A 25533-nucleotide genomic window follows, 5' to 3' on the forward strand; every position below is an offset into this window, starting at 1 on the left:
ACATAGAAATTGACACTGCAAGCTCCTCGGCTCCTTGCTTCAGTGTCAGTATGTCTCGCTCATCACCTCAAGCCGCGCCAGATGGGGTCAGCTTGGCGCTTACGCATCAACCATTGAACCGCCAGGCTGAACGTTTCGCGCGAGAGGGCGTGCCACTGAGCCTGTCGACGCTCGCCGACCAGGTTGGCGCGGCCACTTTCGCGCTCAGCCGTGACCGCGAAGCCAGGCGCTCATCAGGATCAACGCTCTGCCTATCCTGCCGACAGGTCCCTATACCCGGTGCAAGAAGGCTGCGACAACGCAGAGCAAGCTGCGGCCTCAGCCGTTGATGGGGACCAGCAATAATGTGTTTCACACGCGTCGCCCGCTCCCGACCAAGGCATTTCGCGTAATTCGTGCTTCGAACTCACCGTGAGAGGCTCGTGTAACGACGAGCCCGAAATACTCATCAAGGAGCGCGAGCACGCGCTGCGTGTGGCTCCGGAGCTGCTCTAGCCCGTACATCTTCACGACGTATTCGGCTAACAGTTGGAGAGCGCTTTCTTCGTCTCTTCCGTGGAAGACGAATGGGTCTTTGATTCGCTGCACAGTTACCTGATCGAACTGCGCAGCGGCGAACAGATCGAGCACCTCTCCCGCGGTAAAATGAGGATAGTCATGTGGGGTCACGGAATGAGTTGACACCACGTCAGCGAACCAGCGGGCAGTGGGTGAGCCCTCTTCAAAGTCATGAAGAACAAAGATGCCACCGGGCCGGAGAATTCGCCCAGCCGCCCGAACGGCGGTGGAGCGCTGAGCGCGCGGAATGTGGTGCGTGCCGTAAGCCATCAGAACACCATCCACCGATCCGTCTTTAATCCAGAACGGATCGGTCGCGCCCTGCCAGATCGCAAACAGGCCATCTCGGATGCAACGGTCTACCATGTATTGGGAGACGTCAGAGTTGATGAAACTTGGGCAACGCGCCTCACCCAAGAGCCGATGCGCTACCTTATTTACGTATCCGTCACCGGCGAGCAGATCGCAGATGATCATTGATGAACAAAGTCCGTCGCGACCATTGGGGTGCATCTTGCCCAGAAGATCCATCACACCCTCGGATCGAGCCAGCAGGGACACTTTTATGCTATCGAGGTAGTCCGACCCGCGCCCTTCCGGAGTGAACTCATTGCGCGACAGGTTGATAAGGCAGTCGAATGATTTTCTACGTATGTCTGGCACAATGGCCTTGAAGGCCACCGGATTTACCTTTTTTAAGCGGGCGAGGTGCGAATCTATACCGTTGGGAAACATCGTCGTACTCCTTCGTGATCAGCCACCGGCGAGCGATACTTTGGCGGCGAGCTTGTAAGCGAATTGCTCACGGACACCGCCTTTGGGGGCTGTTGCCATCTTGAGGGACGTCCTGCTGGGGCCATCGGAATTCAGCATGGCGAACTTCTTTTGATCGGACTTGTGACCTTCGCGCACCAAGAGAACTCTCATAGATATCACTGAAGGGTTGATTGGTATCTTCTGAAGGGGTCAACAAAGCAACCGGCGAACTTTGCACGCCGTAATTTGGTACCCTTGACCTCATCGTTCGGGCAAATCATCCAACCAACAGACGCCCTCGATGTTCGGCCGAGAAAAGATCTTTCCGATTTTTTCAGGAGTCTTGTTTTGGTGATATCTCATGTATATTCGCCCATCGGCTGAAAGGCCTAGAATTTCGATCTTTCCTGTGTAATGGGACATGATGTATTTGAATGTCTTTTGAATGCCGGCCAAGCGTTGGTTAATGCCGCGCGCAATCTCTATTCCGCGACAGAGCGGAACTTGAAAATGCAATGCGCCTTTCACAGGTCTGGCCTGAAAGAGATAATAAGGACTCACACCCATCTTGTGACACTTTGCGAAAGTGGCAGCCAAGATCTCGGGATCATCGTTGACTTTCGCAAGAAGCACGGTTTGGTTCAGGAACTGCACGCCTTGCGTGCGCAAGGAGCAGATGTTCCGTTCCGCGTGGACCGAGATTTCACCGATGTGGTCGAAGTGGGTGACGATCACCGCAGCCTTGCCCGCCTCACGGATCCGTTGAAAGAAGGCCGGCAAAGCGGGATCCTCCAAACGCTTGGGTTGATAGGCTAGGATCTTTGTGCCGATGCGGATCGAATCGAGATGTGGGATTGGCAGCAGATGATCAAGAATTTTGTCAAGCTTGACCGTGCTCAGCACGAAAGGGTCGCCCCCCGTTAGCAGCACGTTTGTAATTTCGGGATGGTTCCGAATATATTGCCCAATTTCCGCAAAATCAGCTGCTATTTCGTCGGAGTCTTTGCCGACCATGCGCTTTCGAAGGCAATAACGGCAATATGAACCGCAACGGTTCGTCAACAGCAACAGACCGGTTTGGGGATACTTATGCTGAAAACCGGGGATGACCGTGTTATCTTGCTCGCCGCTCGTATCCAGATTGCCTTGACTATTGAATTCTTCGAATGAAGGCTGCACAATATACTTTAGCTGTTCGTAGTAACCGCTTTTGGTGATCTGCTCACGATAAAACTTTGTGACGTGATAACGCATGATGCTATTGGCTTGCAGCTCGCTCTCGGTAACGACGCGCGTCCCCTCGATGAAATTCATGACCGCAGTGTCGGGCGGCTGGTCCGAGTTGGTGGTCGGTGCTTCGGGACGGCAAACGGAAGGCGCCCCGCAGTTAGCCTGCGCGTTCAACTCACGACCGTCCGACGCATCGATGGGGACATTTCGAGCTAGTTTCATCTAAACCTCCTCGGCGGGCGACCGCCAGACCGCTACGCCTAACGGATACTTCGATGTGTCCCCCGCAATCGGCGTGCCACCGAAAGGGTTGTACGAGCAACAACTGCAAAGCCATGTTTCACGCCGCAACGGCGGAATGCTAGGTCCTCAGCGTGTTCGATCCCGGACAGGGGCTCACCTTGGGTGGTACGGAAAGTGACGTCCTTGGCGGAGGTGGGATTGGTTGACAGCACCGGCGGTCATCGGCTCTCTCCGATCGGGTCTAGACTAGTTGTCCGGCAACGCGCATCCGGAGAAAGCACCGCGAGCCGACATAACGAACCTGCGCGCTCGTAGAGAAGATCGACACGCCAAGACTATTGCGAGGCGGATTGAGCTGTGCCGCGGAGGGCGATTTGCGGTCGGCGCGGCTACGCCATTTCCACATCGACCTCCCCGAGGTGCGCATCGAACGGGGCAAGCTGCACATGTTCGGCGACAGCACCCCGAGGTTCGCCATTGTCGAATTCATGAGAAAGCACCACCGCCGTATCGAGAGACTTCCTGCTGTGCCTGATCGCAACGGCCCTACAATATCCACACCGTGCTCACCGATAACGACGTCCAGATCACCACCCCAAGGCACCCCTGGACCAACGCCAGGTTGAGAGGGTGGACAGGACCCTCAGGATGCGACCGTCACGCCGCTTCTACTATGAGAGCCGCTCCGTCAAAACTTGCCGACTTCATCTCGGCCTTAATTGCTGGTCAGGACCAATCCGGCGATCCTCGACCGCGACGGCAACGAGGTGCCGGAAGGCATCATGTATGCGCGATGACGGCGCTGATTGCGCTGCACGACATCGGCCCGAACGAGCGCAGACAAAACTCTCGTGCCGGCTCGATCCATATCGTAAGCCCAAGATGCATGTGCCCGACGAAGTCGCCCTCGCCGTCGAGATTTTGACCGCGTCGAAGCGCTGCTAGGCATGGCCAAAAAACCATCAAGATGGGTATCAACGACGAGGAGCGGCGCACCACCGTCAACCTCAAGGAGGTGATCCGCGCCGCCAGTGAGCGCGTCGTCTTCATCAACACCGGCTTCCTCAGGCAAATTCCTTCAACGTCAGGTCCTTGCGGACGCTGGCGTTCCAATCCCTGCTTATCGTCTGGCAGCAAATGCGACGGACGTAGAAAGCTCTGCCGCAGAGATCGGCCCGTCGGATACGCTCCGAATTCGTCGAGTCGCTCCATGTCAAGGCCGTTGGCGACGAAAAACATTGCAACAATAGCTTCAAGTAAATTTACAGACACTTTGCGACCGCAGATCGCCAACTGGAGTACCCTCACTTGGAGCCACGTCAGGCTGAACGTCAGGCTCGGCTGAAAAAGCTAATGCCGACTTATCGAGTACCACGGCCACAGCACGCTACGGAAGGTCAACAGCAAATGGCAAAAAGAGCACTCATCCTGCTTGAAGGGCACAGGAGTATTGGTCTGCTATACGTGAAGGCGGCCCAGCGGCTTGGGCTTCATCCAATTACGCTATCAACTGATCCAGCTCAGTACGACTACATTGCGGCAGAAAGGCTTGAGGCAGTCCGTGTCGATACGGACGATCTCGACGCATTGATCCGCGAGTGTACGCGAATAGGTGCGGCCTACGAGATCGGTGGCATTACTGGCTTCACGGGGCTCGACGAGTTGGTTTATGCGGCGGTTGGCAAGCTCTGCCGGCATTTTGAGCTGCCGGGACCGAACCCCGCATCGATTGAGCGATGCAGCGACAAATTCGTTCAACGTCAAGTCCTTGCGGAGGCCGGCGTTCCAATGCCTGCTTATCGCTTGGCGGCAGATGCGAGGGAAGTAAAAAGCGCTGCTGCAGAGATCGGCATACCGGTAGTCGTTAAGCCGGCCGTCGGCAGCGGAAGCAACGGTGTCCGATTGTGCCGCACCGTTGATGAATTGGCCGAACATACGACCTATTTGTTGAGCGGGAAGCACATTTGGCGCTCTTCGCCGAGGATGGTGGTTGAAGAATTCGCGCAAGGCAACCATTATAGCGCTCATATTATGGGAAGTGAGGTCGTTGGAATTACCGCTACCGAATTCGGCCCCCCACCGCATTTTGTCGTGCGTGAGAGCATCTTTCCAGCCCCGCTCGCTGATGACGAGCATAGACGTATTACAGATCTTTCGCTGAGCTGTTTGCGAGCTCTCGGCCTTGGCTGGGGGCCAGCGAACATTGAATTCCGGTGGACGAAGCGTGGCCCAGTGGTTATCGAAGTCAATCCGCGTCTTCCAGGTGGCATCATTCCTCGAGTCACTCAGGCGGCCTACGGCGTTGATATCGTCACCGAGCACATCAAGCTCGTCATCGGCCAGGAATGGGATCTGCGCAGAAGGCATTTGCAGATTGCGGCAGCGCGATTCCTGCTTCCTGATCGCGACGGCATCCTCGACTGGATCGACGGCGACAGTCGGGCGGCCGCCATACTCGGTATCGCCGAGGTAAAATTCTATGCTGAACCCAAGACGCCGATCGTCAGGAAAGGCGATTACCGAGACACGATCGGACATGTCATCGCCGCTTCCGCCAGCCCAGCTCAGACCGAGGCGATCCTTCAGCGTGCCGTCGGCTTAATCAATTGGTCGATCACGCCACTTCCGACGATTAGCGAAAAAAAGGACCTATGAGCGGCCCCTTATGTTCGGGTACCAGTGCATCGCTGAACGCTGGTCCAAAGCAGGAGAAGGGCATAAGTCGAGGAGGATCCCCATTGTCGTTCAATTTTGGACGGTCCAATATCCTACTTTGCCTCATCTCTCCAGGCCGAGATCACGAACCGGTGATCGTCTTCGAGCGGAGGCATCGGTGTCTTCTCGACCTCGTCACCTTCTGTGTTCGCCCGCTGGAAGCGTTGCCGCGTCGCCCCCCATTATCATCTCGAACTCGACGGGCACTGGTGTTCCATGCCCTATCGCCGTCCGCGAGCTCGTCGATGTGCCGCATCGCTGCCAACTCCGTCGATATCTTTCGCAAGGCTCAGCTGAGCCCAAGCGGCGTGGCCATACGACCGTTGCCGGATCACTTGCCGAGCGCGCATCGACGCATGCGAGGGGACCTCTCGGCCGGCGTGAGGAGCGCCGGCCCATTATGGCACCAGGCAACGGACTCAAATAGGGCCACGAAAGGGCAGTTAAAAAATTTCGCAAAAACTAAAAAAAATGAATACAGTTATTCACAATTTCGTTCTTCCAATTAAATCTGCTTTGTGCAAACTGAATACTGAGAAATTTTGGCGGCGAACATGAGAAATGGCATGAGCAATCCACTTTCACCAGACGAGATCGAGTTGTACTTCAGTGAAGATTATCTCCATTTTGCCGATTTGGTCAATCCGCCTGAGGCAAGTGACCGGGAAAGTGGAGCAGTTTGGGAGCTGCTTTCACTCAGACAAGGCAGTCCGGTTCTTGAACTCGGATGTGGCTATGGCCGGATCACTAACCGATTGGCAGAAAAGGGTGCGCGGGTAACTGGACTGGATATTTCGCCGATCTTACTAAAGAAAGCCGAAGTGGATGCGGCTGAACGCGGGGTACATGTTGAATATGTTCGCGGCGATATGCGCTCACTTCCTTGGCGGGATCGTTTCGAGGCGGCCTACATGTGGTATACTACCTTTGGCTATTTCGATGAAGCGGGGAATGAAAGAGTCCTTCATGAAGCCGCTGCCTCGCTTCGAATGGGCGGGCGTCTGCTAATCGATCAGCTCAATCGCTTCTCTTTGTTGCGCGAAAAGTCGCCTACCTACGAGATCGTGCAGCGCGACGACGACCTAAGAATCGATATAATGAACAATGACGCACTAACGGATCGTCGCAACTGCGAAAGGATCGTCGTCCGCGATGGATGCGTTAGACGAATGCGTTTTTCTTTCAAACAGCATGGATTTTCCGAATACGTTCGCATGCTGCGAAGCGCTGGGTTCGATGCTGTCGAAGCCTATGGGCAGGAAGGCGAAACCTTCACACCTTATGGCCCCCGCCTCATTGTTGTCGCGTATAAGTAGTTGGGTGGTCATGCTGATTGCAAACCTATCGGCGAAAGTCCGAAAAGTGAGCTGCGCGTCACTTGGAACATTGAATAATGGAGGAGATGACGGGTTGGATGGGTTGTAATGTAGGCAGGCGGTTGTTATCCGACCAGCAGTTCCATGCTGCGGGAGACGCCGGTTGCCTGTGGATAAGACAAAAAGCGCTCAGCGCGGTCAGCACGTCGTCGCACAGGCTCGCCGTGATCATCTGGCATCTGCTAGCCCGCCTTATTCATGACGCCTCTGGGTTTGCTTGGGGACGTCTTTTTCACCGCGGCTGTGTCTCGACTTATCAACGCGCTGGGGATTTGAAGCTATTTGGTTCGACGGGGCCGCTGCCCGGCGCAGGCATTTATGCGCAGTCGGCTGTTGTGGGGGATTATTCGCCTGCGCACGTGTCAGCCTCGTGACCCATTCTTAATGCAGCGCACACTCAAGTATAGAGTCGAAACATGCGCTTGCGAAATTAGGAGATCCTATGGAAAAAATTATCTACGAGATGGTCGTCATGTGGTCCAGCAGAACGGTGGCTTTGACACTGTCGGTTCAATCGAAACGAACGTTGAAAACGGCTTCACGATGGTGCCTGTTGGCGACCTGCTCTTTGCACGACCAGTGACTAAGGGTCGACGTTCGACGAACTTGTCAAGATTCTTAAGGATACCGATGTCACGTTCGGAAATTTAGAAACAAATATCTTGAATGTTGGGTCGAAGGATGCCCACAAGCCGAGTATGGCGGTGCTTATTGCATTAGCGCACCTGAGGCTGGACCTGACTTGAAAAGCCATGGGATTCAATATGCTCAGTCGCGCCAACAACCATACAGTCGACTGGGGCGTTGAAGGCATGCGCGAGACAAGCCGGGCGCTCGACGAGAACGGCATCGTCCATGCAGGTGCGGGCGAGAATCTCGCACAAGCCGGCGCCGCTCGCTTCATGGAGACATTGAACGGGCGCGTCGCAGTGATATCATTTGCAACTACGTTTGGGCGTATGGCCCGTGCGTGCGATTCAGCAGGCGAGGCACCTGACAGGCCAGGAATCAATGCACTTGGGTTGGAAAAAAAGTATCGTTGTGCCGCGACTTAGCGCAGCATCCAGGTGGCGCTGAGAGAGCCGCTGCCTTGGAGAAACGCGGCTACCGTCTCTGGGGTAATCTCGCTGATCTCGGGATTGCCCATCACGCGGCAGAACCTGCGCAGCAGCACCTCGGCGGACTCGGAAACGCATGCCCAATGACCGCTGCTTGGTCAGATAAGCGTCGACGACATCGGTCAGCATCATTGCAGCGCTCCCAGGTCGAATGCACCAACCTCGCGAAGAGCTGCCAAGTTCACCTTGGCGTAGATGCTGGTTGTCGCCGCGCTACGGTGCCCCAAATGGTCCCCGATCTCCTTTATCGACAGACCTTCGGCAAGAAGCCGAGAGGCGCAGGCATGGCGCAGCGCGTGCCCCCACGATGGGCCGCTTCGATTCCAAGCGCGACAAATCTGCGGTTGGCGACATCATAGATGCTCCCCGCCTTCAACGGCCGACGGGGCGCTTGCATGCAAAGGAAGACTTCCGGGCACGACGACGACGGCCGCACCGCGTCGATGAGCGGGCGAGCGCCTCAGCAACAGATGAAACGAGCGGATAGATCTGCGGCTGGCGGCGCTTCAGACGGAAAAGCCGTAGAGTCCGACCGGCCCAGTCGATCTGATCGAGGCGCAATGCCACTACCTCCCCGCTGCGCATTCCATAGACCGCAAGCAGCAGCAGTATTGCACGATCGCGGATGTCCCGCGGCTTGTCGCTCTCGGCATCGGCCAACATGCGCTGCACGTCTGACCAGTCCGGGGCGTACGGCAGAGACTCCTGTCGGTAGAGCCGGGGACGGCAAATCGACCCAGCCAGGCTGTCTGCGCACATTCCCCGCTTTCCTGCGTAGCGCAGAAATCCGCGCAGAGCCGAAGCGCTGTTGGCGACCGACACGCGGGACCATCGTCCCGTCGCCTGGGTAACGAAATAAGCGTCGATGTCCCCGGCCTGAAGGTCCCCGAGTTGCCGGTTCGTCTGGTCGCACCAGCGCAGGAACCTACCGATCACACGGGTCCATTGCTCGAGCGTCGATGGTGTGAAGCCGCGCTCATCGCGCATCCATCTCACATACTCATCGAGTTGGCTCTGATATTCGAACTCGGCACTCGGTGCCACCAACCGAGAAATCGAAGCCAAGGTCGTCCGATATCGATCACTCTTCACGCCGCGGTGACGGCTCCGTGGGCTTGTTGCCTCTCAATGGCAATCCATCGAAGTGCCTCGATGTCGATGCCCTCCGAAGAAGCATCCGGACCGAGACGCTTGGCAATCCACAACAGCTCGTTGCGCTTTATCGTCAGCGAAGCGGAAGTCGCCCCGCGTTCCGCACAGTGGCGAAGGTAACGGTGCCGCTCTTCGGCAAACGGCGCGTCATGGTAGTGGCCGGCCGGATGGCCGGCATCAGTCGTCAGATCCATAGCAAACCTCCATTGAAAAGGCTTGCTACCCAGGCATTGAATTATGTTGCGTCAAGATCCCCACGACGGCCAAGCACCCGAGCAAGTCCCCGACAATCTGAAGTCGGGCGTCAGCCGCGCCAGCTTCTACGATCCCGAGATCAACCGCAGCTACGGCATGATGGCATCCCACTATGGCGTCGGCGTTCTTCCGGCACGGCCAAGAAAGCCTCGGGATAAATCGAAAGTGGAAAATGGGAGTGCGTTTTGCCCAATCCTGCATTCTGGGGCGTCTGCGCAACCAGACCTTCTTCTCGCTGGCCGAGGCCAATGCCGCCATTCGCCAGGCACTCGATCGCATCAATGATCACGTCATGCGTCGGCTGGGCGTCAGTCGCCGGCAACTGTTTGAGAGCGTCGAGCGTGCTGCGCTCGCAAGCCTTCCGAGCGAAGACTACGAAGTCGCCGAGTGGCGTTTGGCCCGCGTCTCGACGGACTACCATGTCGAGTTCAAGACCTTCTTTTATTCCGTACCGCACAACCTCATTTCGCCAGCAAGTCGATCTGAGAGCAACGGCACGCACCATCGAGATCTTTCACCGCGGCAAGCGCATTGCCGTCCATCAGCGCCGCTATGGCGGCCCTCGTCATGGGACTGATCCGGATCATATGCCCAGCTCCCACCGGCGATATGCCGAGTGGACGCCGGATCGTTTCCGTCGCTGGGCCGCATCCGTCGGCCCCGAGATGGGCTTGGTTGTCGCAATCCTCGCCAGCCGCCCACATCCTGAACAAGGCTTTCGAACATGCCTGGGTGTCCTGCGCCTGTTTCGCGATGTCACACGCGATCGCGCCGAAGCCGTGTCAGCCCGCGCTGTCGAGATCGGTGGGCTGAACTGCAAGAGCAGCGCCTCGCTCATCGCCAATCACAAGGCCGCAAGGCATTCCACCGAACCGACCGCCATCGTCGATCACGCCAATCTGCGTGGCCCTGATTACTTTCATTGAGGAGACACACCAATGCTTATCCATCCGACCATCGACATGCTGCGCGAACTCGGCCTTCATGGCATGGCCACCGCCTTCCAGGAACTCGACGCACGATCCGAAGCACGCGGCCTCGAGCATGGCGAATGGCTTGCCATGCTGCTCGAGCGCGAGGCTACCATGCGCCGCCATAACGTTTCGAAGCCCGCGCCAGAGCTGCAAAGCTTCGCCATGACGCACAGATCGAGAATGCCGACTTTCGTGCCGCACGCGGTCTTGACCGCAATCTGTTCATGGCGCTCGCCGGCTGCGACTGGATTCGCAAGCATCACAGTCTTCTCATCACCGGGCCGGCGGGCGTCGGCAAGAGCTGGCTGGCCTGTGCGCTAGGCCACAAAGCTTGCCGAGAGGATTTCTCCGTCGCCTATCACCGCGTTCCCCGGCTGTTTGCAACACTTGCCCTCGCGAGAGGCGACGGACGTTATGGCCGGATCCTCAAGCAACTCGCCAAAACCGACCTTCTCATTCTCGATGACTGGGGCCGGAAAAACTCAATGATGACCAGCGGCGTGATGTGCTTGAGATCATTGAAGACCGCTACGAACGCCGATCGACAATCGTCACCAGTCAGCTGCCACTGGATCACTCGTACGAGATCATTGCAAACCCAACTCTGGCCGATGCCATCCTCGACCGCCTCGTTCACAACGCCTACGATCTCATCGGTGAAAGCATGCGAAAACAGCGCTCGCCAGGAGCGACCGAAACAGCGCAAGCTTGACCTGAAACGAAACCCAATCCAAACATCAACGAGACCCAGGATCAGTCCGAAAAATGGCCGGCTTCAAATCGGAACGCCGGCCGGAATGAAATCGGAATGACTGGCCGGCTTCAAATCGGAATCGATGGCCGGCTTCTTCGGAGGCTGGCTATGACCGAACTTAAAATCATCCCGCTCTAGCATCAGAGGAAGACCATGTCAGGCCACAGCGCGCAAACGCAGAGGCTGGTGAGTTTCAAGGCGGGTCGATTCTGCAGCTTATATTTCAGCAATCAACGCATTTTGGCGCAAACTCTCGTCCCCAATTATTACAGTTCTCAAAATGCAAGTCTCCTCCTGTGACGCCCGACCTCGACGAAGGTGTCATAGATCAGGAAGCTGAGACGGATGCGATGAGCGGAGGATTTCGTTGCGACGGGCCGCGACATCGAAAGCCGGATTCTTGCACGGGCCGTCAAGCTGCATGTGGAGCGGCGGATTATGCTCAACGGAAATAGCGCAATCCTGTTACCAGGTTAGCTGAACGCCTCAATATGAAAATCTGTATCTTCGACCAATCACAAAGGAGAATCGACATGGCACGGCTCCCAATCCCCGGCAATCCAGGCCACACCCCGCCGGGCCCCCCCGACTGGTTCCCAGGCCCGCCAGATGGCGTTCCGGGTCGTCCGCCCGGCGTTCCGCCTGGCCCCAAGGACCCACCTCAGCTGCCGGATCGTCCAGTAGGATGACCTGGATAGGCTACGGCGATCTGAAAACAGGTATGCTCCCCCACTGGGAGCATACCTGCGTCGGACGACTGGATTTCGAACTCCGTGACCTGGCATTCTTCGCCGGAGACTCGCTGCGAATAGACGAAGACCAACTGAAACAGGGGGTGCTCAGCATCGAGTTCGAATGGCCGCTGGCATCCGGGGAAGTCTGCCAGCTTCGCGCAGTTTTCCCCGACAGCTATCCCTTCGTGCGCCCGCAAGTCGCCCTTCGAGGAAACCCGGAAACTTTTCCGCACAAGCATTGCTCACCGACCGACGGCAACCTTTGCCTGTTGGGCCGTGACACAGGACTGTGGTCCATCGAGTGGACATTGGCGAAACTTCTGGAGAAGCAACTCGCCAACGCTCTGAATGGTACGGGCATGGAGGATCCACAGGGCGAACCGATGGAATTCTGGTGGAACGCCTTCGCCCCGGCATTCGATGGCTATGTCGACGGCAGCTATATGTTGATCGACACCGCCTGGAATGTAGGAGCTGAAACAGAGGGCACGTTGCGGGCGTCTTACTCCCTTCAAAAGATGGACGACAAAATTAGATTCCAGGGTGTGGTCGAGGAAATCAAGGCGAAGGACGGGTCCGTTCTAGCTGCCCGGAAATTTCCGCTTCCTCCCGGACTTCAATTGAAGAAGGTCACGGGCATATTTCCGTGGAGGCGCGTAGGTCGTTTCGCGCCGCCATCGCCCGAGGGTTGGCGGAAGGCGCAGGGCCAGCTTACCTTTGGAGGCGACGTGATCAATAGTGGCTCGCCCGCTATTTCGATGTCCGTCACGGTCCAATCGACGGAACTCAGCCACCGTGTTGACGGCGACACCTGGCTATTTCCACTGCGTTACGGACCAGCAAAGTCGTTCCGGGCTGTGAAGCAAGGACAGAGAGGGACCAGCCCCTCCATGATCATAGTTCCCACGCTCCGCGCCGGGTCCACAGACATCGGCGCCCGAGTTCCATCGGTCGGCATCTTGAAGGATAAGGTGATTGCCATCTTCGGGATGGGAGCTATTGGTGCCCCAGTTGCGATCGAGCTTGCCCGCAACGGCTGTTCCCATCTCACCGTCATCGACCATGACATCGTCGAACCAGGAAACTCGATCCGATGGCCGCTTGGTGCGACGGCCTGGGGAATGCGAAAGACGACCGCCGTCAAGCACCACGTGGAATCCGAATACCCGAGCGTCGAGGTCGAGGCGATCCACCACACCGTAGGCATAGCCACGGCGGCCGACGGGAACGGAGGAGACCATTCAGTTCTACCGCCGATTTTTGGGAAGGCGGACATCGTCATCGATGCAACGGCCTCTTCCGGAATCTCACGTTTGCTGGCCGATCACTGCAAGTCCGCCGGCAAACCGATGATCTCTCTTTTCGGGACGCTCTCTTTGAAGGGGGGCGTCGTTGCGGCCTATCAGCCGAAATCCGGCTGTCCAACCTGCCGCGAATTTGCCTATGCGAAAGGTTTGATCGAGAAAGCTCCTGGGTCAGGAGAAATCTCCGCGCTAAATCAGCCGGCTGGATGCGCCGAGTTGACCTTCACTGGGGCTTCATTCGATCTTCATGAATTATCGCTGGAAGCTGTCCGGTTGACCGTGGACATTCTCTCGCAGCCAGCCGAGTTCAAGGAATCCTTGGTTCACAGCCTCACATTGCATGACGGCATCAAGCGGGTGCCGCCGTCTTGGCGGGTGGATGGGTTGCCTCCCATGAAGGAATGCGGATGCAACCCATAGTGTGGGTGCCTCGGGCGATCATGCAGGACATGCAGATGGATGCCGACCTCTGGTATGATCGGGAAACGGGTGGGACCTTCATGGGGTACTGGGCCGAAAGCAACGTTGCCGTCATAACAGCAATGATCCCGGCCGGGCCCCGAGCATCTCACGAGCGAAGCAGCTTTCTCCCTGATCAAAGCTGGCAACAGGTGGAGATTGCGAAGCACTATGAGCGTTCCGGGAGGTTGGACACGTATCTCGGGGACTGGCACACCCACCCCGATGCCGTTTCGAACCGCCTGAGCTGGACGGATCGAGTATGCCTGAAAACGATCATAAAAACCCCGACGGCGCGAAATCAAAGGCCTGTCATGATGCTCATGTGCGGCAAACCGGGTGAGTGGTCTTTGCACTCTTGGTTCTGCGAACTGCGGACCAAGTTATTTCTCTTTGAATTCCTGGATGAGAGAGAAGCGACTATCGAAGCCTACACGAGTCCCTCTTCTGAAACAGGCGAGGAGATCGTAAGAGTTTAATCAAAATTCTGGCCGACACAGGATGAGGGGGAGATGAATTTTACGCATTGCGATTTGGGGCAGTGTTCTCGCGGTCAGAGGGCCGAGATCACGTTCACGTCGGGAGCCAATCTAAGGTGACGAGCTGCAGCAATTACGGGCGCGGAGAACGACCTCAGTATATTGGCCGGCTTGCGAAGCAGCCAGTCCGCCTGCAGGTTCCCAAGTCGGTGCATTGGCATGTAGCCGTCGATATGCAGGGGCTTAAAGGCAGCACTTGTTCCAGCATCGGGAAATTGCCCGGGCCTCTGCCCGAATTGCGCGAAGCTCTGTGTTCTGTTCCGTCCCTGGTCAGGGATAGTTCGCCGCCGGGAACATCCACAGACGGGAATCGTCAGTACGAGGTGTTCATCTCCCATGCTTCCGAAAGATAAGGATGATGTCGTCCGTCCACTGGCGCTGAATGATGGACTCGCAGTCTGGTCTGACGGATTCGAGCTTCGGATCGGTAACAGCCTCAGGCGGATCGATCAGGGATTAGCGAACAGCCATTTCGGCATGGTCGCTTTGTCAGAGCCGTTCGAAAGGCTGGACGAACTACGAACTCGACGGAATCGCCGCTCGCTCTGTCAAACGGGAGCAACAGCTTCTACCCACCTGGCATAAGTCGCCCAAAGCACTGCTACCAACACGCCTGACGATTTCCGACCTGATCACGTCGGTTATAGCTGCATAGGAATACAATGGTCGCGTTGCCGATCACCGGTCGAAATTGTCAAAGACGTACCACTCGCACGGCCCGTCTTTTTGTTGGGTTCGGTGACCCAATTTCGGCCCGCCCGCTGCTCTCGACCAATGCGCTTCGCACTCTCGAACTGCTCCATCGGCACCTTCTTGTGTTGGGAGGCTGCCGTAGCATTTCGGCCAAAAACGTCCGAGATCGCCGCGTAGCTACCGCTGGCGAGCTAATAATATGCGCGACCGTCGCGGCATTTGTAAAGAAGGTAAGCCCGGCCAGAGGTCGGCTTACGATGGGGTCTACAGGCCGGGTGGCGCACAGCAGAGAGATGAAGGGAGTGAGTCAGGACAATGAGGAAGAACAATGAGGAAGGACATGCGAATTGTCTTCGAGACATTCCTGGAAAAGTTGTCGGTAAGTGTCGATGAGGGTGATTTTCGCGGAGCCTTGGCCGATGTCGCCTCAGGTCTGGATCTATTCACCTTTGCCTACTTCTCCTTACCGCCGTGGTATAATGGCAAGCCCATGCTGATCTCGAATTATCCGGCGCTCTGGACAGCGCGCTATCTTGAGAACCGGTATCAGAATGTCGACCCGGTCATTTTACGTGCAAGCTATGGCGAATCCACATTTCGATGGGGATTTGACCTAAAGAGTTTTGATCTGTCCGCGCCTCAGCTTAGGTTTTTCGAGGAAGCAGCGCAGTTCGGCATCCGCTGCGGCGTGACGATCCCGATCATTGATGGCCGCGACAATTTTGCGGCTATGACCTTTGCCGCTGACAAGCCCGATCCTGCATACTTTCGCGTGGCCGATCGCTACGAGCAAGGTCTTCCGTTTTTCGCGAGCTGTTTCCATACGTTCGTCCGCTGCAGACTGTCGGGCGATCGAAGAGTTGGCGGTGTGTTGTTGACGCCGCGTGAATACGAGTGCCTGCAGTGGGCGGCGCGCGGCAAGTCCGCCCGAGATACAGGCGGCATCCTGGAGATCTCGCGGTACACGGCTGAGTTCCATCTGGCAAACGTCCGCAAGAAGCTTGGCGTGACAACCACCCGACAGGCGATTACGCGTCTGGCGGCTTCAGGCTTTTCGCTTCCTGATAGGTCGGCTTGACCTCCGGAACTGCACAGGCTGCGCATTCGCGAAGGATCGTCTCCAATGGCGAGGAAATGTTTCCCGCCATTGGAGGCCTTTGATGATCCAGCTTATTGCGCCTGAGTGCTACGACGACTTTGCTGACGGACTGCATGCAATGCATCGGCTTCGATTTCGCGTCTTCAAGGAACGCCTAGGCTGGGACGTGCAGGATAATGGCGGCTATGAAATCGATTCCTTTGACGCGCTCAGACCGCACTACCTGTTGTTGCGCGGTTTCGAGGGCCGGGTGGAGGGTTGCGTTCGCCTTCTGCCCTCAGCGGGCCCGACCATGATTCGCGATACCTTTCCGATGCTGTTGGAAGGAAGGGCTGCACCTGAGGATCCGAGCGTGTGGGAAAGCAGCCGTTTTGCGCTCGACATAGCTTCATCTGGGCAAAAGGGGGCGGGCGGTATCGCTCTCGGCACATATGAACTCTTCGCCGGCATGATCGAGTTCGGCCTCTCACGCCGGCTCAGCCACGTCGTCACGGTCACCGACTTGCGCATGGAGCGCATTCTTCGGCGCGCCGGCTGGCCCCTCGAGCGGATCGGCAACCCGCACACGATCGGCGCGACACGCGCACTGGCGGGCTACCTCGAAGTGTCGAAAGCGACACTTCATGCGGTGCGACAAAACAGCGGTATCGATAGTCCGGTGCTATGGGCGCCGGTGCTTCGCCGGGTGGCGTGAATGTGACGCCCGGCAGGAGAGCACAGTCATGTCCACGTCTCTTGCGACGGACGCCGATCTGCCCGACTGGTGGAATGATAGGTCATACGACTATGCCGCTCAGCTGACGCTGCGTGGCTGGGCTTGGGAGTTTTTGCGGCGCAATCCGGTATTTCAGCATGATGTGCTTGCTACGCGCCGGCAGGCCAACAGTTTGCCGCATCGAACCACCGTCGAGGTGATCGCGTCGGCCGGCAACCTGTCGCGCTGGGGTGTTTCGTTTCGCTGAATCTTACGGGCGCAGTGCGACTGTGTTTTGGTGTCCCCGCCGGTGTCCAAGCGTGTTGCCTGTCATTGCGGAACGGCGATTTGCGTCATCGACGATATCGTCGTTCGAGCTGGCGGCATTGCCATGTCGTGCTGCAGTCCTGCTGATGCCCGACAAGAGCCAGGAGGTTCTTCTTCGGGATGCGGAGCGCAGCCTCCAGCTTGCTGTTTCGGGAGCGGATGTCCTGCATCCTGTTTACCTCCGCACCGAGGCGATCTGGCCGGCAGCACTTTCGAAGCATCGTCTGATAGCGCTGGAGTGCCTCAATGCCCTTTGTGCCTATGGAAAACTGCCCGCGCGCTTGTTTCCGCCAGAAAGACGCGGGCCCCGATTGAACTTCGTCCTCCGCGCGCTCGATGGCGCGCTTGCCGGAGCATCACATCGCGAAATCGCCGAAGCGCTCGTCGGACAAGCGCGCGTCCGGTCCGACTGGAAGGATCCTCAAGATCACCTGCGCGATCGTATCCGGCGCGCCGTCTCACGTGGCCGTGCGCTAATGAACGGCGAATATCTGAACTTCCTTCTTTGAAGAGCATGAGATCCGCGCTGTGCGTCAGCCGGCGAACAGTTCCTTGTAGCCGGTCGTCACCATCCAATTAGCACGGTCGATATGGCTGCGGAGGGCCTTTTTGGCGCGGACCGGTTCAATGGACGGGTCAATGCCGAGAATGCGATTGGCCATCTCCTCCTCGCTGGCATTGTCGGCACAGGCATCCAGGATACGCAGATAGATCGTGAAATGCTCCCTGTCGTAGCTCGTAAGGCTCTCCGACCATGGGACTTCGTCGGCAATCGGCGTGATCGATTTGGGCTGTAACATCGCTGATTATACCTCCGCAAAACGGCCTCCGCGAAGCCCTCCGCCAGCGGATTGGGATACTCAATGTGGATTACATATTTTAGTTGATAAACTCAAGCTGCCTAATCCGCTGGCTATCGTGCATGGATATGCGCAGATTGGTCGGACGGAATGTGCAGAGGATCAGGCTAAGGAAGCGTCTGACGCAGGAGCAGCTTGCCGAGATTTCCGGGTTCAGCCAGCAGTACATCAGCGGCTTGGAGAAAGGACGAAGAAATCCGACGATCATCACGATCTACGAACTGGCATTGGCCCTCGACGTCAGCCACACGGATCTGGTTCGGCCCGACAAACAGGCCTGACCCACCCGACTTCCAAGTAATTGCTACGGGCCCACGCGCCTCCCAGCGCGCGCCGGCTGCTCGTGAACCCCCGGTCTTCTTCGGCAGGCTTCAGCGATCTTGCCCCGTTCGGCTTCGCGCCCCCGGCGCGGGGCAGCCTGTCGGCTGCTACTGGCAAGTACCTGGTCGGGCGCAGGCGGGGACGCCCACTCTTAACAACGGCTTCTTCAAGTATCCCCGACAATCGGCTGCTGTGCGTCGGATGGTAATCGCATAAAGTTGATCAGAACGTTCCTCCGATTCGGACACCTCCCGCCCAGCCCCGCGTGGGGTCACAAGGCCCCACCCCTCTAATGATCCGGGTCGACTCGCCCGTGCAGCGTGGAAAGGGCGCACGAGGCGCCCTTCATTTCCGATCAGCTATCAGCAGCCGCCTTCACCTTTCGTTGTTAGAAGCGGTAGGTGACACCTGCGCCTATCAACCAGGGATCGAGCTCCGCCTTTCCCGTCAGCTTCGCGCCGTCGACCGTGACGTCGAAGTCTGGCTTGAGGAAAAGCTTCTTCACGTCGAAGTTGACCCCCCAGTGCTGATCCACCATGTAGTCGAACCCGACCTGCAGCGCGGTGCCGAACGTGTTCTTAACCTTGAGAGCATCGACGCTGCCGGCATCCTGGTTATAGAAGATCGTGTAGTTCACGCCGGCGCCGACATAGGGCTTGAAAGCGCCGAAATTGGTAAAATGATACTGCAATGTGAGCGTGGGCGGCAGCAGCCAAACCTTGCCGATATTGCCTAGCCCGCCGATCGCTCCTTGGCCCTCGATGTTGGCATAGGTGGTGCCGAGTATGAGTTCGGCGGCGATGTTGTCCGTGAAGAAATAGGAGATATCGAGTTCCGGCGGCACCGTGTCCGAAAAGGAAAGACCGGAGCCGGGCACCGTATTAACGTAGCCCGAATCCTCAGTGATGACGCCCAACGCGCGCAGGCGGATCTGCCAAGGGCTTGGCGCTTCCGTGACCGAGGCTCCCGCCTGCGGGACGCTCGCCGCTTGCGCAAGGTCCGCCGCGACGGCCTGCTGCCCCATCACCATGAGGATGACGGCCGCTGTTACTCCCCGCGCCACGCGCATTTGGTTTCTCGCCATGATATTCTCTCCTTGCTCTTCAGAAAATGTGGACTGAATTACGAAAAATGTTGCTCGAATTGCTGGGGATTGCCGACGCGCTCATGCGCAGTTTGCGTGAGACTGTGCTCACATTATTTGCCCCGTACTCGCAATCATCGCCCTGTACTCACTTATTGAAACGTTGCCCTTTGTCTCCGTCCACCTATCAAACGCCATCGGCTTGCCAGCCGATCGCACTGCGAAGGAAATTGGTGCCCAAGGCAATGAATGCGGCCCGCTCCCGAGTGTTCTTGCCGTAGCTGTGGCCGCCCGCGCCGGGCTCGTAGAAGTAGGCGGGATAGTCAAGAGCCTGCAGCTTTGCGGCCATCTTACGCGCGTGGCCCGGGTGGACGCGGTCGTCCCGCTTAGTGGTGGCAAGCAGGATCGGCGGGTAGGGCTGTCCCGGCGTCGCGGCGTGATAGGCGGAGATTTCCTTTAGGAAAATCAATTCCTCCGGCTTGTCGGGATCTCCATATTCGTCAATCCAGCTCGCGCCCGCCAAAAGCTTGGTGTAGCGGCGCATGTCGACAAGCGGAATTGTGCAGAACAGCGCGCCGAAATGCTCAGGATAGCGGGTAAGCATATTGGCGATCAGGAGGCCGCCATTTGAGTCGCCCTCGGCGGCAATCCGTCTCGGCAGCGTAATGCCTCTTCGCACGAGATCGGCGGCAGCGGCGGCCAAATCGTCATGGGCGAGACGCTTGCCCTCCCTGCGCCCGGCCTCGTGCCAACGGGTGCCGAACTCGCCGGCGCCCCGGATATTCGCCTCCACGCACGTGCCGCCGCGTTCGAGCCACAGCTTGCCGAGCCAGGAGTTGTAGTGGGGCAGGAGCGATTTGCCGTACCCGCCGTAGGCGGTGAGGTGAACCGGGGCATCCCCGTTCCCATTCGACGGGCCGACCTGCGTATAGGGGATCATCTCACCATCGGTCGAGACTGCCTCGTGGCGCGTGACCACCAGCCCGGATGCGTCGAAATTCTCCGGGTTGCGCTTCAGGATTACTGGAGCGCCAAGAGGCGGCGCGGCATTGAGGTCTACTAGGAGAAGCATCCGCGGCGTGATCGGGTCCTGAGCCGAAATGAGGACCTCTCCATTGGTCTCGTGACGTTCCGCATCGAGCGACCGAAGGTGAACAGTCCCTTCGGTGGGCACGGTGTCCAGCGCTCGGCGCGTCCATTCCTGGCGGTCGGGGGTGAACATCTCGAAACGCGGATCGAGATTGACGAGGTAGGAGATAATGAGCTTCCCGTTATTCCAGAAGAATGACTGCAGGGAGCGCCTGTCGCCTGGTTCAAAGAGGATGGCAAAACTGCGCTCGCCGGCGATGAAGGAGGAAAGCGAGATGCCGATCAGCGCGTCCGCGGCATGGGTCATCCCTCCCACTGTCCATTGCTTGCGCGGCTTTACCGCCAGCCAGTCGCCGAAGCCGCTCCACGAGGCGTCCCGAGGAAGGTCGATCCGCATCTTCGGCCCGCTTCTGTCACCGATTCGGCCGATCTTCTCAAAGAAGGTCGACTGCTCGATGAACCAGAGGCGTTCGCTCTCGGCGGTGCGGTCCAGACGGCCGGACACGCCGAGGGATTCGGAACCGGTCTCGAAGATTACGGGCGCGGTGAGCGGATCCGCGCCACGCTTCCACAGCCGCACGGTGCGCGCGTAGCCGGAGCGGGTGGCCATGCCATCACCAAACGCACTAGAAAGCAGAAGCGTGTCAGGGTCGAGCCAATTTACCCCGCCCTTGGCCTCCGCGAGGTTGAAACCGTCGGAGACGAAGCTAAGAGACCCCAGATCGAATTCGCGATGCACGACCGCGTCGCTGCCGCCGCGCGACAGGCGCAGAACGGCTCTTTCCCGTCTCTCCGGCTCAAGGGACGCGCCGCGCCAGATCCAGTCCTCTCCGTCGCTAGCGGCGAGGGCGTCCAGATCGAGCAGCAGCTCCCACTGGAGATCCACTTTCAGGTAGGCGGCAAGGGTGGTCCGGCGCCACAGTCCGCGCGGATTTCGGGCATCTTGCCAGAAATTGTAGAGGTACTGGCCGCGGCGCCTGCTCAAGGGGATCCGGTCAGGGCGATCGAAAATCGCTATCAGGGCGTCATGGTCCCGCTCGAATTGCGTTCCACCGAAGTGCTCCAGGGTCCTGGCAGACTGGCTGGCGGCCCAGTCAAGTGCCCGTTCGCCTTCTACATCTTCGAGCCAAAGATAGGGATCATCGTCGGGAGCATTCAGCATTGGGCGGAAATCGAATGCGGTCATGCCCGGATAACTCGAAGAGTGATGTCGCCTGGAAAACAGGCGCAAAGTCTTCCGTCGGCCCGGGAAAGCTCAGTTTTCGCGGCTGCGACCGCATGTTCGGCGCGCATTATCATGGGATGATTTCTCCTCAGTCCTTGCCGCAGCGCGTTTGCGGATAGCCTTGCACGTGTCGTGCCAAACGAGAAAATCATTTCATAACAATGCGATCACCCTGATGGCGCTGTGTCTCATGTCCGACTTTGTCAAAGACCCGACAACGAGTGCAGCCGTGACCGCCTCATAGAACCTCCTGTGCGAGCTCGGTGGGCACTGCGGAATAGGCAGTGAAGCTCACCGCGAAACTGGCCAAGCTTCGGATCGACATCGGCGACGGGGCGATCGACCACCACTACGTCGCTGGTGTCGTGCGCGGCACAGCCTGAGGACTCCGCGGCGGCGATCATCGAATAACTGCGTTTACGACGGCTCCATCCTGGCCGACCGGTGGGCGCGCAAAAGACTGCTGTGCGGCCTCATCCCTCCGCCTGGATTGAGTCGCAGGGACCGAATGGCGTCGTGCTTTTGGAACCGGCAGAGTGGTCATAACGCAATTCTCCTTCCCGCTATCTTTACAGAGATTCGACAATCCAGTTGGTGAAGGTCCCAGATCGCGCAATCATTGATGCGCTCAGGTCTGGGCATGCGCCCATCCGCAACCATGTCATCAAGAGCATCGATCCGACACCAACACAGAGAATTGCTTCCTCATGAGAGAGGCGTCGCGGCGGACATGAGATTGCGTCACTCTTCATGATCGCCGCCTCCGAGGATGTCGGGATCGAGCCAGTGCAACGGCACGATAGGGCGAAGGATTTGGCAGCTCTTGCAACTGCCGACCTCGATGGGAGACGGCATATCGCGATCTGTCCGGCAGAGACACCAGGTTATGCACTGTCCGTTCATGAAGGCTTCGCGCTGGTCTCCATGAGAAGTATTCTGGTGCAGAAGGTGCCCGATTAGCTATTCGGAAAAGGCGACATCGACGTGCAAATCGGGCGCCGCCGGTAGGCGTCCCCCCTCAATGTCGGATTTCCGACAGGATCGCAAATCCGCCAACCCGCTGTTTAACAAGGTTTTCCTTCTCTGGCACGGCCCATGCACGGGATTCTGCGAACGCATCAGCGAGAGGTCGTCCATGATCATGCGCACCGAAAATGCCGTCGCCGCAGTGAAAACCGCGCTCTCGCCTGCCATCAAGCCGCCGAAAGGCCGGCGCGTCATGGTTGAGGCGGGCGATTGCGCCGGCTTCAAACACCTTAATGGGCTTGGAAAGCGTCTCGCGTGACGGCGACGCGGGCATCCAGACGGGCGGAAAGGACATACGTCGTTGCCCCACGTCGCCGGCATGACCCGTCGACTGTCACCGCGCTGGAATGCTCGGGTCTACATTCGACGACCCGAACGCGCTGGACAAATTCTCGCAAACCGGTCGGGACCGGGCCTCGAAAACGTCCGCGAGGACGCCCAATGGCTATGGCCGATATTCGCCGCGAACAAGCCCCCCAATGGGAAAACTCTATAGGAGGAAAGCAAGTGGAGTTATCTTGCGTTGGGGTCGGTGCTGGGCCGTCCAATTTGAGCCTTGCGTGTCAGATACACGATCAAGTTGGGCAAGGGGCAGTGTTCCTGGATCGGCAGGTCGACTTCCGCTGGCATCCAGGCATCGCATTCGGTTCCTCGGAGCTCCAGGTCAGCCACTTCAAGGATCTGGTCACGCTGGTGAATCCGCGATCAGCCTACACTTTCGTAAACTTCCTGCACGAGAACGGGCGTTTGTATCACTTCCTGAACGCACAGTTCCAAGCCGTGCTCAGACTTGAGTTCGAGCAGTACCTGAACTGGGTCTTCCACAGGAACCCACTTGTGCGTGGCGGCGAGACCGTGCGCGAAATCCGCTTTGACGGCGAGTTTCGGGTGCGGACGGGTAAGGCGGTTCTCGGCGCCAGAAACGTCGTGGTCGGCATTGGCAAGCAGGCGCAAATTCCGCCTCAGTTTCTGGGCTGGACTGGACGCAACCTGTTCCACTCATCTGTTTTATTGCACATCCATCCTGAGGTGCGGAGAAAGCATGTCTGCGTGGTTGGCGGAGGCCAGTCGGGAGCCGAGGTGATGTTGCACCTTGTCGGCCTGCCGAAAGAACGGCGGCCTGCCTCGATCACTTGGGTCTCGCAGCGTGAGAACTACCTGCCTCTCGATGACAGCCCGTTCACAAACGAGTTGTTCATGCCCTGCTTTTCGGATCGTTTCGCGGCGATGAGCGAGTCGCAGCGTAAGCTGCTCCTGCGGCGTTTCGTGCTTGCCTCGGACGGCATTTCGGAAAGCACGTTGCGCGCGGTCTATCAGGCGCTGTACCGCCACGCATTTGTCGAGCCAAACCGATGCGACATCACACTGCGGCCGGGCTGCACCGTCTCGCACTGCATCAACGCCGGACCGGGTCACAGGCTGACCCTGCAGCACGGCATGGACGAGGTCGAAGAAGTCACGGCTGACATCGTCATCCTGGCCACCGGTTACGAGAACGCGGTGCCAGACTTCTTGGAACCCATCGCGCACCGGCTGGAGCAGATCGACAATGAATTAGCTATTCGCGAGGATTTTTCGGTGAGCTGGGACGGACCGCGTGACAGACGCATCTTCGTACAAAACGCGAGCCTCAGGCAGCGCGGCCTGGCCGATCCGAACCTAAGCCTGCTGGCCTGGCGCGCGCGCCGGATCCTCGATAGCCTTCTTGGGCGCGCGCCATGCGCGAACCCCGAGCATCCTGGCTTCATCAGCCATACCTCGATCGAGAGCTGGCCCGCCTCCGCAGCCGAAGAAATGGGCAGCGGGATATGACTCGTAGACTTTTGATCATCGGCGGTGGCATCCTAGGAATGATGTCCGCCTCCGCTGCGGCGAAGGCCGGAGGCTTCTCCGAAATCATCGTGACTGAACAAGCCCTTGGACCAAGCGGCGCATCGCATTATTCTGGGGGCGTGCATTTCCCCTACGGTTGTCAAGACCGTACCGGGTCGCTCACTCGAAAGAGCGCCGTGGTCTTGGCGGCCATGGCTGGGTCGGCGGTCAGCGGATGGTGCCGGCCTTTAGCGATGCGTGTCGTGGCTGGACCGGGTGAAGCGATTGATCCGGCCACGGAACCCCTGGACCCCGGCTGAGCCTGACATAGGCAGTCTCGCGCCGAGCTTCTGCGGACAATATCCGCCGGAGCGGAACGCACTTAGCATCGCCGTCCCACATGACGTGAGTCCGTCTCCGTGGACCCGCAACTTGACCAGCGCCCGACTGCCCTGATTGGGATGTCCGACCAACCAGTCTTTCCAACAGGAGGCTTTTCGCATGTTGACTGATGCACAAAGAGAAAAGTGGCAGAAAGACGGATACGTCAGGCTCGAAATGTTCTTCGCTCCTGCGGCTCAGGAAGATATCTCTACTTTTGTCGAAGATATGTCACGCTGGGATGTCAGCGATGATAAATGGCTCATGTGGTTCGAGAAGACGACGGACAATCGAAAGATCATCTCCAAGATCGAGAATTTTCTCGACTTTCATGATCCATTGCGTCGTTCAGCGCATAAAGTCAGCGGTCGAGGATTTGCTTGGCGAAGATTCGCGCAGGCTCAAGGAGTTGCTGATTTTCCACTACCCCGACAGCGGCGGCTATCTCCCGCATCAGGACATTTATCACATTCCACACAAACTCCCCGACCGGATGGTCCATGCGGTGGTTGCCATAGGCATCGACGACTCCGACCCGGAAAACGGCGGGCTTTTCTTCAGCCCCGGCAACCACAAGAAGGGGGTGTTTCCCATGGATGCCGGTGGGGTGATCGATCCTCAAGTCGCCGAAATGTTCTCCTGGGAACCATCGCGATTGAGCTCACGCAGCCAGGCGGAGGCATGCACACGGAACTGATCGACCGCTCAAAAATGCGCGGAGAGTATGGCGTTCTGATTTGCGCGCTCGCGGAGCA

At 58.1% G+C, this 25533-nt stretch carries 25 protein-coding genes and 6 pseudogenes; 21 read left to right on the forward strand and 10 right to left on the reverse strand.

What is annotated here, in order from left to right:
* Positions 1-351 precede the first annotated feature (351 nt).
* The 3 genes from NKI19_RS30700 to NKI19_RS30710 all read right to left on the reverse strand — a co-directional run bounded on the left by NKI19_RS30700 (position 352) and on the right by NKI19_RS30710 (position 2628).
* Positions 352-1293: a methyltransferase domain-containing protein gene (locus tag NKI19_RS30700; protein WP_352567460.1), complete on the reverse strand. Its 942-nt coding sequence runs from the start codon at positions 1291-1293 to the stop codon at positions 352-354.
* 18 nt (positions 1294-1311) lie between these two features.
* Positions 1312-1473, reverse strand: coding sequence for a hypothetical protein (locus NKI19_RS30705; RefSeq protein WP_352567461.1), 162 nt, complete (start codon positions 1471-1473; stop codon positions 1312-1314).
* Between the two features lie 102 nt (positions 1474-1575).
* Positions 1576-2628, reverse strand: coding sequence for a KamA family radical SAM protein (locus tag NKI19_RS30710; protein WP_352567483.1), 1053 nt, complete (start codon positions 2626-2628; stop codon positions 1576-1578).
* Between the two features lie 890 nt (positions 2629-3518).
* Here NKI19_RS30710 and NKI19_RS30715 point away from each other — a divergent pair.
* The 5 genes and pseudogenes from NKI19_RS30715 to NKI19_RS30735 all read left to right on the forward strand — a co-directional run.
* A pseudogene (locus NKI19_RS30715) lies at positions 3519-3853 on the forward strand (malate synthase G); the annotation flags it as partial.
* A 341-nt stretch (positions 3854-4194) separates the two neighbouring features.
* A complete protein-coding gene (locus NKI19_RS30720) occupies positions 4195-5442 on the forward strand; it encodes an ATP-grasp domain-containing protein (RefSeq protein WP_352567462.1) in 1248 nt (415 codons plus the stop codon).
* 198 nt (positions 5443-5640) lie between these two features.
* Positions 5641-5897, forward strand: a pseudogene (locus NKI19_RS30725) (IS21 family transposase); the annotation flags it as partial.
* Between the two features lie 171 nt (positions 5898-6068).
* Entirely contained in the window at positions 6069-6818 is a 750-nt protein-coding gene (locus NKI19_RS30730; RefSeq protein ID WP_352567463.1) for a class I SAM-dependent methyltransferase, read from the forward strand.
* Between the two features lie 534 nt (positions 6819-7352).
* Positions 7353-7909 (forward strand): annotated as a pseudogene (locus tag NKI19_RS30735) (CapA family protein); the annotation flags it as partial.
* 215 nt (positions 7910-8124) lie between these two features.
* Here NKI19_RS30735 and NKI19_RS30740 read toward each other — a convergent pair.
* The 3 genes from NKI19_RS30740 to NKI19_RS30750 form a co-directional block, all read right to left on the reverse strand.
* Positions 8125-8334, reverse strand: a complete 210-nt coding sequence (locus NKI19_RS30740; protein WP_352567484.1) for a tyrosine-type recombinase/integrase — start codon at positions 8332-8334, stop codon at positions 8125-8127.
* 34 nt (positions 8335-8368) lie between these two features.
* Complete coding sequence (locus NKI19_RS30745) at positions 8369-8983, reverse strand: tyrosine-type recombinase/integrase (protein WP_352567464.1); 615 nt, start codon at positions 8981-8983, stop codon at positions 8369-8371.
* A gap of 101 nt (positions 8984-9084) precedes the next feature.
* Positions 9085-9342 carry a hypothetical protein gene (locus NKI19_RS30750; RefSeq protein ID WP_352567465.1) on the reverse strand — a complete coding sequence of 86 codons (258 nt, stop codon included), beginning with the start codon at positions 9340-9342 and terminating at the stop codon, positions 9085-9087.
* A 173-nt stretch (positions 9343-9515) separates the two neighbouring features.
* Here NKI19_RS30750 and NKI19_RS30755 point away from each other — a divergent pair, with 173 nt between their 5' ends.
* From NKI19_RS30755 to NKI19_RS30805, 11 genes and pseudogenes are all read left to right on the forward strand, one after another.
* Positions 9516-9980 (forward strand): Mu transposase domain-containing protein, encoded by a 465-nt coding sequence (locus tag NKI19_RS30755; protein WP_352567466.1) that lies wholly within the window; start codon positions 9516-9518, stop codon positions 9978-9980.
* Entirely contained in the window at positions 9907-10329 is a 423-nt protein-coding gene (locus tag NKI19_RS32950; protein WP_502899362.1) for a hypothetical protein, read from the forward strand. The genes NKI19_RS30755 and NKI19_RS32950 overlap by 74 nt, the downstream gene beginning before the upstream one ends.
* Positions 10330-10341: 12 nt before the next feature.
* Positions 10342-11089: pseudogene (istB, locus tag NKI19_RS30765) on the forward strand (IS21-like element helper ATPase IstB).
* 338 nt (positions 11090-11427) lie between these two features.
* A pseudogene (locus NKI19_RS30770) lies at positions 11428-11608 on the forward strand (formyltetrahydrofolate deformylase); the annotation flags it as partial.
* A 208-nt stretch (positions 11609-11816) separates the two neighbouring features.
* Complete coding sequence (locus tag NKI19_RS30775) at positions 11817-13589, forward strand: ThiF family adenylyltransferase (protein ID WP_352567467.1); 1773 nt, start codon at positions 11817-11819, stop codon at positions 13587-13589.
* Between the two features lie 20 nt (positions 13590-13609).
* Complete coding sequence (locus NKI19_RS30780) at positions 13610-14107, forward strand: Mov34/MPN/PAD-1 family protein (RefSeq protein ID WP_352567468.1); 498 nt, start codon at positions 13610-13612, stop codon at positions 14105-14107.
* A 116-nt stretch (positions 14108-14223) separates the two neighbouring features.
* Positions 14224-14520, forward strand: coding sequence for a DUF1883 domain-containing protein (locus tag NKI19_RS30785; protein WP_352567469.1), 297 nt, complete (start codon positions 14224-14226; stop codon positions 14518-14520).
* A 680-nt stretch (positions 14521-15200) separates the two neighbouring features.
* Positions 15201-15938 carry a helix-turn-helix transcriptional regulator gene (locus NKI19_RS30790; RefSeq protein WP_502899363.1) on the forward strand — a complete coding sequence of 246 codons (738 nt, stop codon included), beginning with the start codon at positions 15201-15203 and terminating at the stop codon, positions 15936-15938.
* An 82-nt stretch (positions 15939-16020) separates the two neighbouring features.
* A complete protein-coding gene (locus tag NKI19_RS30795; protein ID WP_352567485.1) occupies positions 16021-16653 on the forward strand; it encodes an acyl-homoserine-lactone synthase in 633 nt (210 codons plus the stop codon).
* 28 nt (positions 16654-16681) lie between these two features.
* Complete coding sequence (locus tag NKI19_RS30800) at positions 16682-16921, forward strand: transcriptional regulator domain-containing protein (RefSeq protein WP_352567471.1); 240 nt, start codon at positions 16682-16684, stop codon at positions 16919-16921.
* A 52-nt stretch (positions 16922-16973) separates the two neighbouring features.
* Complete coding sequence (locus NKI19_RS30805) at positions 16974-17489, forward strand: DUF2285 domain-containing protein (RefSeq protein WP_352951273.1); 516 nt, start codon at positions 16974-16976, stop codon at positions 17487-17489.
* 24 nt (positions 17490-17513) lie between these two features.
* Here the strand turns inward: NKI19_RS30805 and NKI19_RS30810 are convergent, their stop codons facing one another.
* The gene (locus NKI19_RS30810; protein ID WP_352567473.1) at positions 17514-17780 is read right to left on the reverse strand and encodes a DNA -binding domain-containing protein; all 267 of its coding nucleotides are present in this window, start codon (positions 17778-17780) and stop codon (positions 17514-17516) included.
* Positions 17781-17902: 122 nt separating this feature from the next.
* Here NKI19_RS30810 and NKI19_RS30815 point away from each other — a divergent pair, with 122 nt between their 5' ends.
* Entirely contained in the window at positions 17903-18121 is a 219-nt protein-coding gene (locus tag NKI19_RS30815; protein WP_023755980.1) for a helix-turn-helix transcriptional regulator, read from the forward strand.
* A 428-nt stretch (positions 18122-18549) separates the two neighbouring features.
* Here the strand turns inward: NKI19_RS30815 and NKI19_RS30820 are convergent, their stop codons facing one another.
* Together NKI19_RS30820 and NKI19_RS30825 are read right to left on the reverse strand one after the other, a co-directional pair.
* Positions 18550-19230 carry an OmpW/AlkL family protein gene (locus NKI19_RS30820; protein ID WP_352567474.1) on the reverse strand — a complete coding sequence of 227 codons (681 nt, stop codon included), beginning with the start codon at positions 19228-19230 and terminating at the stop codon, positions 18550-18552.
* Between the two features lie 202 nt (positions 19231-19432).
* On the reverse strand, positions 19433-21520 hold the full coding sequence (locus tag NKI19_RS30825; RefSeq protein ID WP_352567475.1) for a prolyl oligopeptidase family serine peptidase: 2088 nt from the start codon (positions 21518-21520) through the stop codon (positions 19433-19435).
* A gap of 789 nt (positions 21521-22309) precedes the next feature.
* On the opposite strand from NKI19_RS30825, the gene NKI19_RS30830 reads away from it, so the two are divergent.
* A complete protein-coding gene (locus NKI19_RS30830; protein WP_352567476.1) occupies positions 22310-22519 on the forward strand; it encodes a hypothetical protein in 210 nt (69 codons plus the stop codon).
* A gap of 58 nt (positions 22520-22577) precedes the next feature.
* Here the strand turns inward: NKI19_RS30830 and NKI19_RS30835 are convergent, their stop codons facing one another.
* The gene (locus tag NKI19_RS30835; RefSeq protein WP_352567477.1) at positions 22578-22880 is read right to left on the reverse strand and encodes a hypothetical protein; all 303 of its coding nucleotides are present in this window, start codon (positions 22878-22880) and stop codon (positions 22578-22580) included.
* A gap of 146 nt (positions 22881-23026) precedes the next feature.
* On the opposite strand from NKI19_RS30835, the gene NKI19_RS30840 reads away from it, so the two are divergent.
* The 3 genes and pseudogenes from NKI19_RS30840 to NKI19_RS30850 all read left to right on the forward strand — a co-directional run bounded on the left by NKI19_RS30840 (position 23027) and on the right by NKI19_RS30850 (position 25475).
* A complete protein-coding gene (locus NKI19_RS30840; RefSeq protein ID WP_352567478.1) occupies positions 23027-24397 on the forward strand; it encodes a lysine N(6)-hydroxylase/L-ornithine N(5)-oxygenase family protein in 1371 nt (456 codons plus the stop codon).
* A 558-nt stretch (positions 24398-24955) separates the two neighbouring features.
* Positions 24956-25045, forward strand: a pseudogene (locus tag NKI19_RS30845) (phytanoyl-CoA dioxygenase family protein); the annotation flags it as partial.
* 64 nt (positions 25046-25109) lie between these two features.
* Entirely contained in the window at positions 25110-25475 is a 366-nt protein-coding gene (locus tag NKI19_RS30850) for a phytanoyl-CoA dioxygenase family protein (protein WP_352567479.1), read from the forward strand.
* Positions 25476-25533 lie beyond the last annotated feature (58 nt).

Source organism: Mesorhizobium sp. M0751 (genome assembly GCF_040320265.1).
Taxonomy (GTDB): Bacteria; Pseudomonadota; Alphaproteobacteria; order Rhizobiales; family Rhizobiaceae; genus Mesorhizobium.